The sequence below is a fragment of the Caproicibacter fermentans genome, assembly GCF_014303955.1.
GTDB lineage: Bacteria > Bacillota > Clostridia > Oscillospirales > Acutalibacteraceae > Caproicibacter > Caproicibacter fermentans.
Map to the genome: position 1 here is coordinate 426,387 of NZ_CP060286.1, position 15,257 is coordinate 441,643.

Here is a 15,257-nt window from a genome sequence, read left to right on the forward strand (position 1 = left end):
TGATTGACCGAACTGGAAGAAAAGCTCGGATACCATTTTAAAAACAAAGATTACCTGAAAACTGCGTTGACCCACTCCTCTTTTGCGAATGAAAATAAAGTCCCCGGCGGGAGCAATGAGAGACTGGAGTTTTTAGGAGATTCCATTCTCGGGCTGGTTGTGGCGGATTATCTGTATAAGAGTTTTCCCCGTCTGCCGGAGGGGGACCTGACCAAAAAGAGAGCGGCGCTGGTCTGTGAAAAGGCGTGCTGCGGGTTTTCACGTCAGCTCGGCGTGGGCAAATATCTTTTGTTAAGCCGGGGAGAACAGAACTCAGGCGGAAGAACCCGTTCTTCCATTCTTGCGGATGCTTTTGAATCGATTACCGCCGCGATTTATCTGGACGGCGGGATGGAAGAAAGCCGCGAATTTGTGCTGCGTTTTGTTCTGCCTCTCTTAAAGGAGACTAAGCCGAGAATCTTTAAAGATTATAAAACGTCGCTGCAGGAAATCGTGCAGAAAAATCCTGACGAAACGCTGGAATACGTCCTGACCGGGGAAAGCGGACCGGATCATGACAAGCATTTCACAGTCGAGGTACGTCTGGACCATAATGTGATCGGCAAAGGCGGGGGCCGAAGCAAAAAAGAGGCGGAACAGCAGGCGGCGCGTGAGGCGCTGGAACTGATGGGGTACTGATGCGTCACGCAAACGTAGCTCTTTTTGTACCAAACAACGGCTGTCCGCACGCGTGCAGTTTTTGCAGTCAGAAAACGATTACGGGAAAAGCCTTTCAGCCGGAAGCGGCGGATGTTGTTTCCGCCGTGGAAACGGCGCTGTCCGATTTGGGGCAGAAATCGAAATTTGCCGAAATCGCCTTCTTTGGCGGCAGCTTTACCGCTGTGGAACGCAATTACATGATCTCTCTTCTGGAAGCGGCGTACCCTTATGTGAAAAGCGGTTCTTTCGCGGGAATCCGGATTTCCACGCGCCCGGACGCGATCGACCGTGAGGTTCTGTCCGTTCTGCGGGAATACGGAGTAACGACCATCGAGCTTGGCGCGCAGAGCATGGACGACCGAGTCCTTGAACTGAATGAAAGAGGGCATACCGCGGAACAGGTAAGGACTGCGGCCGCCCTGATTCGCTCACAGGGCTTTTTCCTTGGGCTCCAGATGATGACGGGCCTGTACGGCGACACCCTGTCCGGCGCTGTCGCGACCGCGAAACAGATTGCAGCTCTGAATCCCGACTGTGTGAGGATTTATCCGACGATTGTCCTGAAAGGGACAAAACTGGGCGAACTGTACCGGGAGGGGAAATACTGCCCTCCCGGTCTGGAAGAAACGGTCGGCTTGTGCGCCAATCTGCTGGACCTTTTTGAGGGAAAACACATCCCTGTGATTCGCCTTGGCCTGCATGCGTCTCCCGAACTGGAGCGCGATATGCTTGCGGGGCCGTGGCATCCCGCTTTCCGCGAGCTTTGCGAAAGCAGACGAATGCTTGACCGGATCATACGCGCCCTTCGTGAGAATCAGGTGCCGGAGGGCAATATCACCATTCGGGTCAACCCTACGGGCGTCTCCGTTGCGGTCGGGCAAAAAAAGAGGAATCTTCAGGCGCTCTCGGCGCTTGGATATTCCGCGAAAGTGGAACGGAATTTATCGTTAAAGCAAAGGGAATTTCAAATTGATTTGGATGGAGGGAAAAGGATTTGCTGCTGAAATCGCTGGAACTACAGGGATTTAAGACGTTTCCGGACCGGACAACGCTTACCTTCCACAACGGCATCACAGCGGTTGTCGGCCCAAACGGAAGCGGAAAAAGCAATATCAGCGACGCGGTTCGATGGGTCCTTGGGGAACAATCCGTCCGTTCTCTGCGCTGTACAAAAATGGAGGACGTCATATTCGGCGGAACGCCGGCGCGCAAGGCGCTCGGCTTTGCCGAGGTTACCCTGAATATCGACAACACCGGGCGTCAGCTTCCTTTCGATTCCGACAGTGTTTCCGTAACGCGGAGATATTACCGCTCCGGAGAAAGCGAATACCTGATCAACAAGACAAATGTCAGGCTGAAGGATATCAACGAGCTGTTTATGGACACCGGCCTGGGCAGGGACGGGTATTCCATGATCGGCCAGGGAAAAATCGACGCGATTGTGGCGGCGCGCAGCGAGGACCGCAGGGAAATTTTTGAAGAAGCCGCCGGAATTTCCCGATTTCGCTACCGCAGAGAAGAGTCGGAACGCCGCTTATCCCAGGCGGAAGACAATCTGGTACGCCTCAACGACATCCTTGCCGAACTCGAAAGCCGCGTCGGGCCGCTGGGCGAACAGGCGGAAAAAGCGAAGGAATACCTCAAGCTTGCGGAGGAAAAACGAAAGCTGGAAATCAGCCTGTGGCTGAGGACATTAACCCAGTCTTCGCTCACTCTGCGGGAGCAGGAGGATAAAATTCTTGCGGCGAAGACGCAGCACGAAGCAGCGGAACAGGCAATTCTGGCTTTGGATGAGGAATTGGAAAAGATCTTCAGCCGTTCGAATCAGTGCTCTGCAAAAATAGACGAGACCAGAAGAGAAAGCACTTCGCTGGATGAAAGCGCCGTACAGAAGGACGCGGAGGCTTCCGTTTTAAAAAACGATATTTTGCATAACAATGAGAATAAGGAACGGATCGGGTCCGAAATCGAGCAGTACCGTCTTTCCGGAGAAGAACTGCTTCGGATGATAGAGGATAAGAAAAGACAAATTGCAGAGAAGACAGAATCCATCAGGTCGAGAGACGCAGATTTTGCCGACTGTTCCGAGCGGCTGGAGCAACTGAAGAACAGCCTGAACGAAACGGCGGGCAGGATGGACGGCTTTACCCGCGAGATGACAAATCTTTCCGCAAAGGCCACGGACGTAAAGATGAATGAAATGACTGCGGCCGCCTCTATTGCGGAAATCCGGCTTCGTTTGAACGAGATACATAAAAACATGGAGGAAACAGACTCCAGAAATGAATCGCTGAGGAAAAAAGAGGAAGAATATCTACAAAAACTGGAAAACCTGAATCAGCGGATCAAAACGCTCGGCAACACCGTTCAGGGCCATGAGATGCGCCTGAAATCCCGAAAAGACCGGTTGGAAGCCTCCCGCAGGCAAAGCGACAGCCTTCGCCTGGATCTGGAAGAGCATCTGCGCAGAGCCCGTCTGCTGGAAGATCTGGAACGCAATCTTGAGGGCTTTTCCCAGAGCGTGAAGGTTGTGATGAAAGAAACCGCTCGCGGTGCGCTGACCGGAATCCACGGGCCGGTTTCCCGACTGATCCGCGTTCCGAAAGATTATTCCGTCGCCATTGAAACGGCGCTCGGCGCTTCCATGCAGAATGTCGTCGTCGGCACGGAACAGGACGCGAAACGCGCGATCGGCCTGCTGAAAGAACGAAATTCGGGACGTGCCACATTCCTTCCGCTTTCCGTGATACGGGGCAGAGTCCTTTCGGAGTCGGGTTTGTCTTCCTGCCCGGGATTTGTCGGAGTTGCTTCCGAATTATGCTCCTGTGATCCCCAATATCAGGAGATTTTGAATTCTCTTCTGGGTAGAATCGCGGTAGCGGAAAATCTGGATTTCGCCGTTGCCATCGCCGGAAAATTCGGATACCGTTTCCGCGTGGTTACGCTGGACGGCCAGGTGGTAAACGCGGGCGGCTCGCTGACAGGCGGCTCGCTCGCAAAAAACTCGGGACTTTTGAGCAGGGCCGCAGAGATCGAAACTCTGAAAAAAAAGGCCGGGGAGCTTCGCGGTAAGGCGGAACAATCCTCGGAAGCGCTGAAATCGGCGGCACAGGAGGTGTCTGCGGAGGAAGCGGCCCTCTCGACGGCAAAAGGGGAACTTGCGACCGCGCAGGAGGAAAAAATCCATGCCGATGCGGAACACCGCAGAATTCTTGCGGATCTGCAGTCCGCTGAAAAAGGCGCTGAAAACCTTCGCCGGGAAGATGCGACGGCCGAGACGCGCCTGAAAGAACAGGAAGAAACCGTCCGCGGCGCTCGGCAGAAATCCGAAGAATTGAACGGCCGCGTCGAGGCACTAAAAGCCGAACTGGAAAAAGCGGGCGGCAACCGAAGGGAACTCACGGCTCAGTTGGACGAACTGACCTCTTCCCTGAAACAAATCGAGCTGGACAGGCTTTCCGCTCAAAAGGATGCAGAGTCTTTAAAAGAAACCGCAAGAGAGTTGGAAGAACGCAGACTGGGCCAGAAAGAAAAGCTCGGCGCATTGGCGGACGAAATAAAATCAATCGAAGCTTCCACGGCCGAACTGACCGCCAGAATAGAAAGTCTTGGCAAAGAAGCGGAAGAATTAAAGCTTCAATCGGCTCAGGCATCCCAAAAAGCAGAAGAACTCAGTCAGGAACGCATGGAGCTGGAAAAGAAATCGGTGGAGCTGCGTGCGGCCGAACGTGAAAAATCGGAGGAAAAAGAAAAAATCGGTCACGAGCTTGCCCGCCTGGAAGAGCGCCGGACCAGCCTGCAGAAGGAATACGATGAAATCATTTCACACCTCTGGGAGGAATACGAACTGACCCGCAGGGAAGCGGAACAGGAAGCGGAGCCCGCGTCGGACCCGAAAGAAGCTCAGCGAAGGCTGAACGAATTGAAGGGCCGGATCAAATTGCTTGGCACGGTGAACCTTTCCGCAGTCGAGGAGTATCGGGAAGTATCCGAGCGTTATGAGTTTATGAAAGCGCAGATCACGGACGTGGAACAGTCCAGGGATGAGCTGAAAAAGCTCATCGGAGGGCTGACCGAACGGATGAAGGACCTGTTTGCGGGCCGGTTTGAACAGATCAACCGTTATTTTTCGGAAACCTTCCGTGACCTGTTCGCCGGAGGTAAGGCAGGGCTTTCCCTCAGTGAGCCCGACGACGTGCTGAACTCCGGTATTGAAATTTCCGTACAACCGCCGGGTAAGATCGTTTCTCATCTGGAGGCTCTGTCCGGCGGCGAAAAGGCGCTGGTCGCAATCGCGCTTTATTTTGCGATTATGAAAGTAAATCCGCCGCCGTTCTGCGTGCTGGATGAAATCGAGGCGGCGCTTGACGATGTGAACGTCGACCGTTTTGCCGCCTATCTTCGGAGGATGACCGCGAACACGCAGTTCATCGTCATCACGCACCGGCGCGGCAGCATGGAGGAAGCCGACGTCCTGTACGGCGTGACCATGCAGGACGAGGGCGTTTCCAAAATGCTGGAGATGCCCGCTTCAGAAATAGAAACAAAAATGGGAATCAGGCCTTAAGGGGCGGAAAGGGGGAGCCATGGGATTATTTTCGAAAATCAGGGACGGTCTGAAAAAGACCAGGGAAAGCATGAGCGCATCCGTTTCGGCCATGCTGAACTCCTTCACAAAAATAGACGAATCTCTGTTTGAGGAATTGGAAGAACTTTTAATTATGGGCGACGTCGGGGTCGAAACCGCCGGCCGTGTCTGCGAAGAGCTGCGCCGGAAGGTCAAAGAACAGGGCGTCAAAGACCCAAACGACGTTTATGATCTGCTGCGCACGATTGTAGCGGATATGCTCCGGGGCGGAGAAGAGCTGAAAATCGGGACAAAGCCGTCCGTGATTCTGGTGATCGGAGTCAACGGCGTAGGGAAAACAACAACGATCGGCAAGCTTGCGGCACTGCTCGGAAGTCAGGGAAAAAAAGTGATTCTGGGGGCGGCAGACACCTTCCGCGCGGCCGCGATCGAGCAGCTTGAAGTTTGGGCGCAGCGCTCCGGGGCGGAACTGGTCAAGCAGACGCAGGGCAGCGACCCGGCGTCCGTGGTGTTTGATTCCATCGCGGCCGCAAAGGCGCGCGAAGCTGATGTGGTGATCTGCGACACGGCCGGGCGGCTTCACAATAAAAAGAACCTGATGGAAGAGCTTTCAAAAATCAGCCGTGTCATCCAGAGAGAGGCGCCGGACGCGGACCGGGAGGTTCTTCTGGTCCTCGACGCGGCCACCGGACAGAACGCCGTCAGCCAGGCGCGGGAATTTCAGTCAGCCGCCGAGATTACCGGAATCGTTCTGACCAAGCTGGATGGGACGCCCAAGGGCGGCGTTGTCCTCTCCATCCGCGAAGAATTAGGCCTGCCTGTTAAGTTTATCGGAGTCGGGGAACAGGTGGACGATTTGCAGACGTTCGACGCGGACCAATTTGCAAGGGCGCTGTTCGAAAGGCAGGAAGAAACGAATGAAACTGATCATAGCGACGCATAATCCGGATAAGATCAAGGAATTCGAACGGATTTTATCTCCTCTGTCCGTGACGGTAACAACCGCAAAGCTGGACGAGGTGGAAGAAACCGGGAGCACATTTGAAGAAAACGCATTTTTAAAGGCGGATGCGGCGTGCAGGGCCACCGGCCTGCCGGCCGTTGCGGATGACTCCGGGCTTGCGGTGGACATTTTAAACGGAGAGCCGGGCGTTTACTCCGCCCGATATGCCGGAGAAGGGGCAAGCAGTGAAGACTGCAACCGAAAACTTCTCCATGCGCTCCGCGATCTTCCGGCGGAGAAAAGAAGCGCACGGTTCGTCTGTGCGATTTGCTGTGTCTTTCCAAACGGAGACATCATTACGGCGCGCGGCGAATGTGAGGGTTCCATTGCCTTTTCCCCAAGAGGTTCCGGCGGCTTTGGATATGACCCTCTGTTTTTGGTTGGCGGCCGGTCATTCGGGGAGCTGTCCGGGGACGAAAAGGATAAAATCAGCCACAGGGGACGAGCATTGCGTGAATTTGCCGAAAAATTGAAAAAATATGAGGAGCAATGAAAATGCTGACTGGAAAACAGCGCGCTTATCTGCGCTCGCTGGCCAATCCGATCGACACGATTTTAATTGTGGGAAAATCCGGCATTGGCGACGATTTAATCAAGCAGGCGGATGATGCGCTGACCGCCAGGGAACTGATCAAGGGCAGAGTCCTGGAAACATCCCCCGTTTCCGCAAGAGAGGCGGCGGATCAAATCGCCGGTTTGGTTCGGGCCGAATCCGTTCAGGTAATCGGTTCCAGATTTGTTTTATACAGAAGAAATGAAAAGGATCCTAAAATAGTACTTCCCAAACAGGGAAAAAAGTAATATGATAAAAAAACAAGGGAATGCCGGGTGAAACAATGCGGAAAATAGCGGTCATGGGCGGAACCTTTAATCCGATCCATAACGGCCACCTGCATTTGGTGCGCCGATTTCAACAGATCATTGGCGCCGACCGCGTGCTGCTGATTCCCACGGGGACTCCGCCGCATAAAATCGCGCCGAATCTTGCACCTGCGCGGGATCGGCTTGAAATGTGCAGACTGGCAGTACTGCCGGACGGATTTGAGGTCAGCGATATGGAGATCAGAAGAACCGGCCCCAGCTATACTTCCGACACACTGCGGGCAGTAAAAAGGGAAAATCCGGACGCGGAGCTTTTTTTTATCACGGGCGAGGACATGTTTCTGACCCTGCACGACTGGCACGAGCCGGAGGTCATTTACTCGCTGGCAACGGTGTGTTCCGCGCCGAGAAGCAGCCGCGGTTGTTCCGCGCTGCGGTCGTATGCGGAGAGGGCCGTTAAGAATGGAGCGAAAACAATGATCTGCAATATTCAATATTTGCCGATTTCCTCCACAATAGTTCGCGACGCCGTTAGAAGAGGCGAAGATTTGCTGGATTACGTCCCGACTGCCGTCGCCGATTATATCTATCACCATCATCTGTATTTGGAGGAGCAAAATGAATCTGGAATCATATAAATCGGCTATTCGCGGTCTTCTTGGAGACAAGCGCTACGAGCATTCCGTGTGCGTTGCCCGCGCTGCGGTATCCCTGGCTCAAAAATACGGCGCGGATGAAAAAAAAGCGGAAACCGCGGGGATTCTTCACGATATCATGAAAGACCTTCCGCAGGAAGAGCAAAAAGAACGAATGAGGCAGTACGGGATCCGGCTTACGGATGTTGAAAAAAACGCGCCGAAGCTGTGGCATGCGATTTTGGCGTCGGAATATATCCGCCGTGAACTCGGGGTAACCGACCCTGAAATCCTGCAGGCCGTGCGTTACCATACAACCGGACGTAAAAACATGACTCTTCTGGATAAGATCCTGTTTATTGCGGATTTTATTTCGGATGACAGAGATTACCCCGGTGTGGATAAGTTGCGGCAAGCTGCGAAAAACAGTTTGGAACAGGCTATGATCGAGGGAATCGTTTTTACGGTAAAGGATCTGGCGGATGCCAGACGACCGATTCACCCGGATACGATTGCGGTCTATAATCAAACAATATTGCAGAATTTATCCATCGACACAAATCAGAAAGGTTGTTGAGAATGACGTCACTGGAACTGGCCGTGCAGGCTGCGAAAATACTGGACAGTAAAAAGGCAAAGAATCTCAAAGTTATTGGAATCCGAGACGTTTCGATTCTTGCGGATTATTTTGTTCTTGCGACCGGTACGAGCAGCACGCATGTGAAATCGCTTGCGGATGAAACGGAGTTTCAGCTTGGGGAATCCGGGCTGAACCCCGGGCACAAAGAAGGTTACCGGTCAAATTCATGGGTCCTGCTTGACTATGGGAATGTAGTGGTCCATGTGTTTACGGAGGAATCCAGGAATTTTTACGATCTGGACAGGCTCTGGCAGGACGGAGAAATCGTGGACCTTTCAAAAATGATAGAATGACTTGCTGTTCGGCCTGTTACCCGGCCGTGAAAATGATACAATGTAGGGGCGAATAATCAATGAAATATGATCACAGGCAAATCGAAAAAAAATGGCAGGACCGTTGGGAGAAAGCCGGGGTATTTCACGCCTCCGACAGCCACGATAGGCCGAAATACTATACGCTGATCGAATTTCCGTATCCTTCGGGTCAGGGACTTCATGTGGGGCATCCAAGATCGTATACCGCGATGGATATTATCGCGCGCAAGCGCCGTATGCAGGGTTACAATGTTCTGTATCCGATCGGCTGGGACGCGTTTGGACTGCCCAGCGAAAACTACGCGATTAAAAACCATGTTCATCCTGCGGAAGTTACCAAGAAGAATGTCGCGAGATTCAAACAACAGCTTCAATCGCTGGGCCTGTCGTTCGACTGGACGCGCGAGATCAATACAACCGACCCGGAGTATTATAAATGGACACAGTGGATTTTTTTGCAGCTGTTTAAGCACGGTCTGGCCTATAAGAAAGAAATGGCCGTCAACTGGTGCACCTCCTGCAAATGCGTTCTTGCGAACGAAGAGGTGGTCAACGGCGTATGTGAACGCTGCGGCAGCGAAGTGGTTCGCAAGGTAAAATCACAGTGGATGCTGAAAATCACGGAATACGCACAGCGGCTGATTGACGACCTTGCTCTGGTGGACTATCCCGACCGCGTGAAGTCACAGCAGATCAACTGGATCGGCCGTTCCACGGGAGCCGAGGTGGACTTCAAAACGACTGCCGGCGACTGTCTTACGGTATATACCACGCGCCCCGACACACTCTACGGCGTAACCTATATGGTGGTTTCACCCGAACATCCCCTTCTGGAAAAATGGAAAGGGCTGATTCGGAATGCGGATGAAGTGGCCGCCTATCAGGAGGCCGCTTCCAAAAAATCGGATTTTGAACGTACGGAGGTTGCAAAAGATAAAACCGGAGTCCGTCTTGACGGGATCCGCGCGATCAACCCGGTCAACGGAACGGAAATTCCGATTTTTATTTCCGATTATGTCCTGGTTTCTTACGGAACCGGAGCAATCATGGCCGTGCCGGCTCATGATACCCGCGACTGGGAATTTGCCAAGAAGTTCAATCTTCCCATCATTGAAGTCGTCCAGGGCGGAAATGTACAGAAAGAAGCCTTTACGGACTGCGGAACCGGAATTCTGGTCAACTCGGGAATCCTTGACGGATTATCCGTCGAAGAGGCGAAGAAAAAGATCATAGAATTTCTGACGGAGAAGGGCATCGGACGTTCCAAAGTCAACTTTAAACTGCGCGACTGGGTGTTTTCGCGCCAGCGTTACTGGGGGGAACCGATTCCAATCGTTCACTGCGAGAAGTGCGGATATGTCGCCGTTCCCGAGAGTGAGCTGCCGGTTCGCCTGCCGAACGTGAAATCCTATGAGCCGACGGACAACGGGGAATCGCCGCTGGCGCATATGACCGACTGGGTCAATACCACCTGCCCGCGCTGCGGCGGTCCGGCCAAGAGGGAAACCGACACGATGCCCCAGTGGGCAGGTTCTTCCTGGTATTTTCTGCGCTATACCGACGCGCATAGCCACGACGCTTTGGCGGGAGACGACGCCCTGAAATACTGGACGCCCGTCGACTGGTATAACGGCGGAATGGAGCATACAACGCTTCATGTGCTGTACAGCCGCTTCTGGCATAAATTCCTTTATGATATTGGTGTGGTGCCGACTCCGGAACCGTATGCCAAACGTACCAGCCACGGAATGATCCTCGGCGAAAACGGCGAAAAAATGAGCAAGTCGCGCGGCAATGTCGTCAATCCGGATGATATTGTGACTGCTTACGGCGCGGATACCATGCGCCTTTACGAAATGTTTATCGGCGATTTCGAAAAAGCCGCGCCGTGGAGCACCAACGGAATTAAAGGCTGCCGCCGCTTTATTGAGCGGTTCTGGAATCTTCAGGAAATTGTCTGCGATGGAGAGGGCATCCGCCCAGAGTTGGAGGTTCCGTTTAACAAGGCCATTAAAAAAGTAGGGGAAGATGTCGAGAACCTGAAGTTTAATACGGCGATTGCCGCGCTGATGTCGCTGATTAATGACATTACCGCCGTAGGCTCCATTACAAAGGGGGAACTTCGCGTCTTTACCATGCTGCTCAATCTGTTTGCACCCCATGTCTGCGAAGAAGTCTGGGCCAATCAGAAATTCGATGGGATGGTCTGCCAGCAGGAGTGGCCGAAATACGATGAAGCCAAGTGCACGGAGGAAACGGTCGAGATCGCCGTTCAGGTAAACGGCAAGGTACGGGCCCATTTGTCGGTTCCGGCGGAGATTTCGAAAGAGGACGCTCTTTCCCAGGCAAAAGCGAACGGGAAAGTTTCCGCCGAGATCGATGGGAAGAAGCTGGTCAAAGAAATCTATGTTCCTTCCAAGCTGGTAAATCTCGTGGTCAGATAGTTCGGTATTAGCCGCTCTTTTCAGAGCGGCTTTTTCTTCAGAGTGAAGGAGGTTTCTATGAAAAAAATTTTGGTCGTCGTGGATTTTCAAAAGGATTTTGTAATTGGAAGTCTTGGTTTTCCGAACGCGGTTTCGCTGGAAAATAAAATTCTTGAAAAGATCCAAAAATATCGAGCCGCCGGTGGGGAAGTCGTATTCACGTTTGATACTCATGGAGAAGATTATTTAAAGACTCAGGAAGGAAGGAATCTGCCCGTACCGCATTGCCTGAAAAACTCGGAAGGCTGGAAGCTGTACGGAAAAGTGGCGGAAGCCCGCGGTTCATCCGACAAATGCTTCGAAAAACGTACTTTCGGATCTTTAGAGCTCGCGGAATATCTTTCCCAAAACGCTTACGACCGTGTGGAACTGGTCGGCCTGGTTTCCAACATCTGTGTTATTTCCAACGCTGTTCTGGCAAAAGCGGCCTTACCCGAAGCTGAAATTATTGTGGACGCACAATGCACGGCCTGCGCGGATGAAGCAATGAACCAAAAAGCATTGGATGTGATGCGCGGTTTACAAATCGGTATTGTGAATGCCTGACCAGAAATAATGCTGTAAATATTCAGTCAAAAAAATCACGCTTCCAATGAAAAGAAGCGTGATTTTTTTATGTTACTGAAACAGTTGCAGCCCAAAGTACAGAACAACACACTGAGCCAGTAAAATCACAGGAATACCGATCATGAATTTTGCGTGCCTTGTTTTATGCCGAATCAGCAGCATGGTAAACAGCATGGCGGGCGAACCGCCTACGGCGGCAAAAAACAAAAGCCTGCTCTCAGGAATTCGCCATCTGTGCCGCGCTGCGCGGTGTTTATCCACAACGGTGGAAATTGCCGCCATAAGATTAATAATAATCGCGTAACAAATCAAATATATATAACCAGGCAATGTTTTTCCTCCCAGCCTCCATTACAGTCTGGCACCGCAATTCGGACAAAAACGGCTGTCCGGGTTCACCTGTGCGCCGCAATTCGGACAAAATCTGGCGGCGCGCCCCGCTACACGGAAAATCTGGTCCGGATTTATCTCTGAACCGGGGCTGCGTTCAATTCGTTTTCCTTCCTCGCGATGGATTTCATAAACGGCTCCGCAGTTTGGGCACGAAATAAAATATCTTTTCCCGAAACGAAACAGGGGAATAAAGAAAAAAGTAAACTGCTTGTAAACGCATGTTACCAATGCCGTCTTTCCCCTGAGAGAGCAGCAGGGAAAATACCCGCAGCTGCGAAAACCCAGTTCCGCAATACCGCTCGTGATTCCAATAATAAAGAACATTTTTCCCCCCCCACCCCCCGAAGGGATTATTTTACACGATATCGTTATTTCTGTCAAATGATGTTTTTTATGGAAAGGATGAAAAAAATGGTAATCAGACTGTTTAACCGGCACAGTATGATAGTATGTGTTTTTCTTCTCGCGATCGTTGTTGCCGTGACGATGGCAGTCAATTTTAACCGCAGCCCCAATCTGAAAACATCTGTAGCGGAAAGCCCGAGGCCAAACGAAGCCTGTGCGACTTCCTCCGCGGCGGAAAGCGTCGCTCAGGTCACGGGGAACGAATCGGAAATGCGCGCGGTCTGGGTTCCGTATCTCAGCCTGAATATGAGCAGAGACGACGATAAAAGCGAACAAGCCTTTTTAAATAAGTTTAACACAATTATCAACAACGCAAAAAAGTGCGGAATGAATACGCTGATCGTTCAGGTAAGACCGTTTGCGGACGCGCTGTACAAATCCTCTTATTTTCCTTGGAGCCATGTTGTGGGGGGCACTCAGGGCGTAAATCCGGGGTACGACCCTCTTGCCGATATGGTAAAGGCAAGCCACCAGGCCGGATTGAAGATTCAAGCCTGGGTGAATCCACTGAGAATTCAGGTTTCAAACACGCCTTCCATTTTAGCGGTAGGAAACGTTTACAACACATGGAAGAAAGACAATGCAAAAGCCGACTGGGTGGTCGATTTTGGGGACGGCAAGTATTTTAATCCCGCTTACGGCGGAGTCCGCCGTTTTGTAGCGGACGGAGTAAAGGAGATTGCGCAGAATTACGATGTGGACGGCATCCAATTCGACGATTATTTTTATCCGACACAAGACGCGGCGTTTGATCGGACTGCTTATTCCGCTTACTGTGAATCCGCCAAAAAGACCGGGACTCCGATGAACCTTTCGGACTGGCGGCAGGCAAACGTCAGCGCAATGGTCTCGCTGGTTTATCAGGAAATAAAATCCGTGAAGCCATCCCTGCCGTTCGGAATCGCCCCGCAGGGCAACGTTCAGAACGATCTTGCAATGGGCGCAAACGTCACGGAATGGTGCTCCGCAACAGGCTATGTGGATTATATCTGTCCGCAGCTGTACGTCAATTTTGAAAATCCGGTCCTGCCGTTTGACACTGCGGCAAAAGCATGGCGGCAGCTGGTTACAAACAAAAAGGTAAAACTCTATTATGGTCTGGCGGTCTATAAGGCCGGGTCCGACGCGGACAGCGGCACCTGGAAAACTTCCAGCGGGATTCTGGCAAGCCAGGTTGAGTACGGGCGCGAAACCACCTGTGACGGATTCATGTTTTATTCCTGCGATTATCTGGTAGGGGGTCAGACAAAGCAGGAGGTTCAGAATGTTGTGGAGGCTTTGGGCCGCTCGCCCTGAACCGGCTCGGCCGCCTCGGCAAGGCAGAAATCCTGCGTGGTTTCCGTGATGCGCACCGTCAGAATTTTTCCGCAGAGGTCTTCGGCGCAGTGCATTCTGACCGGCGTATAATTGGACGTATAGCCCTCATAGACACCGGCCGAGCATTTCCGTTCAAAGAGGACGGATTCCGTCAAGCCGCACTGGCTTTGAAGAAACGCCGACCTTGTTTCCCGGGCCGCTTCAATCATTCGTTTGCTGCGGTCCTCTTTCACCTTCGGGTCCACCTGGTCCGGCGCGCGGTCTGCAACCGTTCCGGGTCTGCGGGAATAAGCGAAAACATGCGCCTTTGCAAAACCGATTTCTTTCAGAAACATTTTGGAGCTTTCAAATTCTTCCTCCGTTTCGCCCGGGAAGCCAACCATAATATCCGTTGTGATCGCGGAATTGGCAAATTCTTTACGCAGATTTCGGACAATCCTTCGATATTCCTCCGTATCGTAATGCCGGTTCATTCTTTTCAGAGTTTCGTCGCAACCGCTTTGAAGCGAAAGATGAAACTGCGGACATAACTTTTCCTGGCGCTTCAAACGTGCTATCACGGATTCGTCCAGTCGTTCCGGCTCGAGGGAACCAAGACGGACCCGTCGGATTCCCTCGACCGCGCAGGCGGCTTCAACCGCGTCACAAAGCGTTAGGCCAAGTTCCTGACCGTATGCGGACAGGTTGATTCCCGTTAAAACGACCTCCCGATAGCCGCCCGCGGCAATTTGCTCCAGTTCGTTTTTCAGCTCTTCCATCGGTTTTGACCGTACCGCTCCGCGTGCATAGGGAATAATGCAATAAGAACAGTAGCGGTTGCAGCCGTCCTCGATTTTCAAGAAAGCGCGTGTCCGCTCAAAAAAACGGTTCGTATTCATCGGCTCGAATTTTTCGCCCCGCTTATGCGGGACGATATCGATGATTCTTTGTCTATCCATCAGATATTTTTGCAAATCGGGCAAAAGGGAGGACCGGTTGGAATTGCCCAGCACAATATCGGCTTCCGCAAGCTCATTTTCAACGGCCTGAGGAAACGCCTGCGGCAGGCATCCGGTTACAACCAAAACTGCACCCGGATTATCTCTGCGGGCGCGGTGCAGCATCTGGCGTGCTTTCCGGTCGCTCATTGAAGTTACCGTACAGGTGTTTAGAACGACGACGTCGCTTTCCTGCAAGGAATCACAAACGGTAAAGCCGGCCGACTGAAGACGGTTCAGCAGAACCTGGGATTCATATTGGTTTACTTTACATCCTAGCGTATGAACAGATACTTTCATTTGTACACCTTTTATAAAAATAGATATTTTGTTTTGTCGAAAGAAAAAATCTATAGGCAAGTTTAACATTGACCTTGCGTCAGATTTGAGCTATATTTTGTAGAGATAAATAAA

Annotated in this window: 15 protein-coding genes; 12 read left to right on the top strand and 3 right to left on the bottom strand. The window is 52.1% G+C overall.

Annotated elements, in window-relative coordinates; genetic code table 11:
- Positions 1 to 3 precede the first annotated feature (3 nt).
- Genes rnc through HCR03_RS02150 form a run of 11 tightly spaced genes read left to right on the top strand, consistent with a single transcriptional unit; the run spans position 4 to position 11,730 of the window.
- Positions 4 to 678, top strand: a complete 675-nt coding sequence (gene rnc / locus HCR03_RS02100; RefSeq protein ID WP_066650543.1) for a ribonuclease III — start codon at positions 4 to 6, stop codon at positions 676 to 678.
- Positions 678 to 1,703, top strand: coding sequence for an elongator complex protein 3 (locus HCR03_RS02105; protein ID WP_156990920.1), 1,026 nt, complete (start codon positions 678 to 680; stop codon positions 1,701 to 1,703). Before rnc ends, HCR03_RS02105 begins: the two co-directional genes overlap by 1 nt.
- The gene (gene smc / locus HCR03_RS02110) at positions 1,694 to 5,266 is read left to right on the top strand and encodes a chromosome segregation protein SMC (protein ID WP_187036465.1); all 3,573 of its coding nucleotides are present in this window, start codon (positions 1,694 to 1,696) and stop codon (positions 5,264 to 5,266) included. Before HCR03_RS02105 ends, smc begins: the two co-directional genes overlap by 10 nt.
- A gap of 19 nt (positions 5,267 to 5,285) precedes the next feature.
- Positions 5,286 to 6,230, top strand: a complete 945-nt coding sequence (ftsY, locus tag HCR03_RS02115; RefSeq protein ID WP_066650537.1) for a signal recognition particle-docking protein FtsY — start codon at positions 5,286 to 5,288, stop codon at positions 6,228 to 6,230.
- Positions 6,205 to 6,783 (top strand): RdgB/HAM1 family non-canonical purine NTP pyrophosphatase, encoded by a 579-nt coding sequence (gene rdgB / locus HCR03_RS02120; RefSeq protein WP_066650534.1) that lies wholly within the window; start codon positions 6,205 to 6,207, stop codon positions 6,781 to 6,783. Before ftsY ends, rdgB begins: the two co-directional genes overlap by 26 nt.
- 2 nt (positions 6,784 to 6,785) lie before the next feature.
- On the top strand, positions 6,786 to 7,091 hold the full coding sequence (locus HCR03_RS02125) for a YhbY family RNA-binding protein (protein ID WP_066650533.1): 306 nt from the start codon (positions 6,786 to 6,788) through the stop codon (positions 7,089 to 7,091).
- A 35-nt stretch (positions 7,092 to 7,126) separates the two neighbouring features.
- On the top strand, positions 7,127 to 7,750 hold the full coding sequence (gene nadD / locus HCR03_RS02130; RefSeq protein WP_187036468.1) for a nicotinate-nucleotide adenylyltransferase: 624 nt from the start codon (positions 7,127 to 7,129) through the stop codon (positions 7,748 to 7,750).
- Positions 7,731 to 8,324: a bis(5'-nucleosyl)-tetraphosphatase (symmetrical) YqeK gene (yqeK, locus tag HCR03_RS02135; protein ID WP_066650532.1), complete on the top strand. Its 594-nt coding sequence runs from the start codon at positions 7,731 to 7,733 to the stop codon at positions 8,322 to 8,324. Before nadD ends, yqeK begins: the two co-directional genes overlap by 20 nt.
- A gap of 2 nt (positions 8,325 to 8,326) precedes the next feature.
- On the top strand, positions 8,327 to 8,680 hold the full coding sequence (gene rsfS / locus HCR03_RS02140) for a ribosome silencing factor (protein WP_066650531.1): 354 nt from the start codon (positions 8,327 to 8,329) through the stop codon (positions 8,678 to 8,680).
- A 59-nt stretch (positions 8,681 to 8,739) separates the two neighbouring features.
- Complete coding sequence (gene leuS, locus HCR03_RS02145) at positions 8,740 to 11,145, top strand: leucine--tRNA ligase (RefSeq protein ID WP_066650530.1); 2,406 nt, start codon at positions 8,740 to 8,742, stop codon at positions 11,143 to 11,145.
- 57 nt (positions 11,146 to 11,202) lie between these two features.
- The gene (locus HCR03_RS02150) at positions 11,203 to 11,730 is read left to right on the top strand and encodes a cysteine hydrolase family protein (RefSeq protein ID WP_187036470.1); all 528 of its coding nucleotides are present in this window, start codon (positions 11,203 to 11,205) and stop codon (positions 11,728 to 11,730) included.
- A 72-nt stretch (positions 11,731 to 11,802) separates the two neighbouring features.
- Here HCR03_RS02150 and HCR03_RS02155 read toward each other — a convergent pair whose 3' ends face one another.
- Together HCR03_RS02155 and HCR03_RS02160 are read right to left on the bottom strand one after the other, a co-directional pair.
- Positions 11,803 to 12,081 carry a DUF1294 domain-containing protein gene (locus tag HCR03_RS02155; RefSeq protein ID WP_228725063.1) on the bottom strand — a complete coding sequence of 93 codons (279 nt, stop codon included), beginning with the start codon at positions 12,079 to 12,081 and terminating at the stop codon, positions 11,803 to 11,805.
- A gap of 21 nt (positions 12,082 to 12,102) precedes the next feature.
- Positions 12,103 to 12,468 (bottom strand): zinc ribbon domain-containing protein, encoded by a 366-nt coding sequence (locus HCR03_RS02160; RefSeq protein WP_187036472.1) that lies wholly within the window; start codon positions 12,466 to 12,468, stop codon positions 12,103 to 12,105.
- 87 nt (positions 12,469 to 12,555) lie between these two features.
- Here HCR03_RS02160 and HCR03_RS02165 point away from each other — a divergent pair, with 87 nt between their 5' ends.
- Positions 12,556 to 13,845, top strand: coding sequence for a glycoside hydrolase family 10 protein (locus HCR03_RS02165; RefSeq protein ID WP_228725064.1), 1,290 nt, complete (start codon positions 12,556 to 12,558; stop codon positions 13,843 to 13,845).
- Here the strand turns inward: HCR03_RS02165 and mtaB are convergent.
- Positions 13,809 to 15,143 carry a tRNA (N(6)-L-threonylcarbamoyladenosine(37)-C(2))-methylthiotransferase MtaB gene (gene mtaB / locus HCR03_RS02170; protein WP_187036474.1) on the bottom strand — a complete coding sequence of 445 codons (1,335 nt, stop codon included), beginning with the start codon at positions 15,141 to 15,143 and terminating at the stop codon, positions 13,809 to 13,811. The two genes, HCR03_RS02165 and mtaB, sit on opposite strands and share 37 nt — an antisense overlap.
- Positions 15,144 to 15,257: the final 114 nt, after the last annotated feature.